Below are 3051 nucleotides of genomic sequence, written 5' to 3' on the forward strand. Positions count from 1 at the left end.
GTGCTGAAACCTGTCAAAAAGGCCTGAAGTCAGGCCTTGTTTGGACTCCGTTAGGCCAAAGCGCTTGAAAAAGCGCCAAACCGGACGGGTTGGGGCAGTTGAAGCCGAGTTTTTCAACGGCCTGCTAGCATCGCCACGCCGAAATAGGCGCCGTGGGGCAGGCCGGTGACGAAGCGGACGGCCATCAGCGCGTGATAGTCCGGCGCCAGGGCGCTGGCGAAATTGCCCAGGGCGAAGAAGCCCATCAGCAGCAGCAACAGCTGCCGGCGCAACAGCCGTGAGCCGAGGATCGCCAGCAGCGGCGCGCCGACCACCACGCCGAGGGCGTAGCTGCTGATCACGTGGCCGACCTGCGGCTCGCTGATGCCCAGGCCCTGCGCCACGTCCGGCATCAGCCCCATGATCGCGAATTCGCCGGTGCCGATGGCGAAACCGCCCATCGCCAGGGCCAGTTCGATCAGCAGCACGGCACGCGCGCCAAGAGAGGATGTCGCGGCATGGGCCGGTGCACTCATGGTCTACCTCGGATCGCTTGGGAGGGGGCGCATTATTCACAGCCCGCCGCCCGGGTAAAGGGCATCTTGCGCGAACCGACGGCCTGGCGCCGGAAGCCACGCCAGAGCTGGGAACGCGGCAGGGATGCAGCGTTCGCCGAAGGCCAGCGAACGGCGCCGGAATAGTGTCTGCGGAGCGTGGCGAAGATGGTTTTCTGACCAATCGAACAGGCCGCGTGGCGGGGGCTGCCAAGCTGCGGCCAAGCTTGATTCTGATCAGGGAAGACCGGACGGTCACCCCCGTATTTTGCTGGCGGAACCGGATGCGCCTGCCGCGGCCGGGCAAGCCCATGCGACATGCCTGAACGGCCGCGCTGAACTCAACAGACCCTGGGAACCCTTTCATGAAACTGGTCTTTTCTCCTGCCGAGGCGCTGATGAACCGGCTCAGCTACCCGGCCAAGTTCGGCTTGCTCGGGCTGCTGGTCTTCCTCATCTTCGCCAGCCTGATGCTGACCCTCGCCGACCAGCTCAACCGCACCATCGAGCGTTCCGAACGGGAACTGGTGGCGTCGGCGCTGTCGCGGCCGTTGTCCCAGGTGGTCGAACTGGCGCAGCAGCATCGGGGCCTCTCGGCGATGCAGCTGGGCGGCAACGTCGCCGACGCCGGCCGCCGGGCTTCGCTGGAGAGTCGCGTCGACGCGGCCATGGCCGAGCTCGATGGCGCGCTGACCGAGGATGAGCGGGCGCTGGGGCAATGGCAGGCGATCGGTCGCGCCTGGGTCGAGATCAAGCGCGACGGCCTGGGCTGGACGCAGGCGCAGAGCTTCCAGGCGCATACCGCGTTGATCGGCAATCTGCTCGGCTTCCAGACGCTGCTGTCGGATGCCTACGGCCTGACCTTCGACCCCGAGCCGCAGACCTACTACCTGATGACCGCCGCGGTCGACCGCATGCCCTACCTGATCGAGCGTCTGGGGCGACTGCGCGGCAGCGCATCGGCGGTGCTGGCGAAAGGGGCGATGGACGACCAGCAGCGCACCGCCCTGATCGTGCTGACCGAGGAGGTCAGGTCGGCGACGCGCGAGATGGAGCGCAGCATCGAGAAGGTCCTGGCGCAGCGTCCCGAGTTGCGCGAACGGCTGGGCCAGGCCATTGCCACCATGCACGCACGCGGCGAGCGTATCGAGCAGGTCGTGCAGGACATCGCCGTGCGCGGCGATTTCGCCAGCACCTCCTCGGCGCAGTTCTTCGACATGACCACCGAAACCATCGCCATCGGCTACGCGCAAATGCGCGACGTGCTGTTGCCCAGCCTGGACCATTTGCTGCAGCAGCGTATCGACGAGGCCCGGCACGTGCTGTACTGGAACGTCGCCGTGCTGCTGGGGGTGCTGGCGGTGATCGGCTATCTCTCGGCGGGCGCCTACCTGTCGGTGATGACCAGCATCCGTTGCCTGCGCGCAGGCAGCGAGCGGCTGGCCGGCGGCGATCTCACCACCCGCATCGAGCTGGCTGCCCGCGATGAACTGCGCCACGTCGCGGGCAGTTTCAATCACATGGCCGATGCCATGCGCCGCCTGATCGGCAGCATCAAGGACAACTCCAACCACGTCGCCGATTCGGCGCGCAACCTGGTGACCGCATCGGGGCAGATCCATGTCGCCTCGCAGTGCCAGAGCGACGCCGCCTCGAGCATGGCGGCGGCGGTGGAGCAGATGACCGTCGGTATCGAGAGCATCGCGCGCAATGCCGGCGAGGCCGATGCGCTGGCGCAGCGTTCCGGCGAGCTGTCGCGCCAGGGCGGCGAGATCGTCGCCGCGGTGGTCGATGAAATCAGCCAGATCGCCGTCTCGGTGAGCGATTCGGCACGCACCGTCGCCGAGCTGGGCGAGCGCTCCGGGCAGATCTCGGCGATCGTCGGGGTGATCGGCGACATCGCCGCGCAGACCAACCTGCTGGCGCTCAACGCGGCCATCGAGGCGGCGCGTGCCGGCGAGCAGGGGCGTGGTTTCGCCGTGGTCGCCGACGAGGTGCGCAAGCTGGCCGAACGCACCGCCAACTCGACCCAGGAGATCGCACGGATGGTCGCGGCGATCCAGCAGGGCACCGAAGGCGCCGTGCAGGGCATGGAGCAGGGCGTGGTGCGGGTCAACGAGGGTGTGGCCCGCGCCCAGCGCGCCGGCGAGGCCATGGGCGGCATCCGCGAGGCGGCCAACCAGGTGCTCTGCACCGTGGCGGAAATCTCCAACGCCCTGCGCGAGCAGAGCGCGGCGTCCGCCGAGATCGCCCAGCAGGTCACCACCATCGCGCGCATGGCCGAAGAGAACGGCGTGGCGGTGGGCAGCAACCACCACACCGCCAGCCGCCTGAGCGACCTGGCCGGCACGCTGCTGGAGAACGTCAGCCGCTTCAAGGCGGGCTGAAAACAGGTTCTTCGCATTTCATGGGGACAGGCTGCTTGACACCGGACTGGCAAGTTTGGGTGTGCTGAATGAAAGTTTTGCCTTCATTGGCGATTAACGAGTTGCTTGAGAGATTGGTTTCGCCCTGCTGG

Annotated in this window: 1 protein-coding gene and 1 pseudogene; one reads left to right on the plus strand and one right to left on the minus strand. The window is 67.2% G+C overall.

Annotated elements, in window-relative coordinates:
- Positions 1-125: 125 nt before the first annotated feature.
- Positions 126-515 (minus strand): annotated as a pseudogene (locus CXK94_RS22130) (MFS transporter); the annotation flags it as partial.
- 383 nt (positions 516-898) lie between these two features.
- Between CXK94_RS22130 and CXK94_RS22135 the strand changes: the two are divergent.
- Positions 899-2920: a methyl-accepting chemotaxis protein gene (locus CXK94_RS22135; protein ID WP_102895891.1), complete on the plus strand. Its 2022-nt coding sequence runs from the start codon at positions 899-901 to the stop codon at positions 2918-2920.
- Positions 2921-3051: the final 131 nt, after the last annotated feature.

Source organism: Stutzerimonas stutzeri (assembly GCF_002890915.1).
In the GTDB taxonomy this organism is placed as follows: domain Bacteria; phylum Pseudomonadota; class Gammaproteobacteria; order Pseudomonadales; family Pseudomonadaceae; genus Stutzerimonas; species Stutzerimonas stutzeri_AF.

Excerpts from the sequence above, each read along its gene's own strand:
- CXK94_RS22135 (WP_102895891.1), top strand. The coding sequence starts at position 899 with ATGAAACTGGTCTTTTCTCCTGCCGAGGCGCTGATGAACCGGCTCAGC.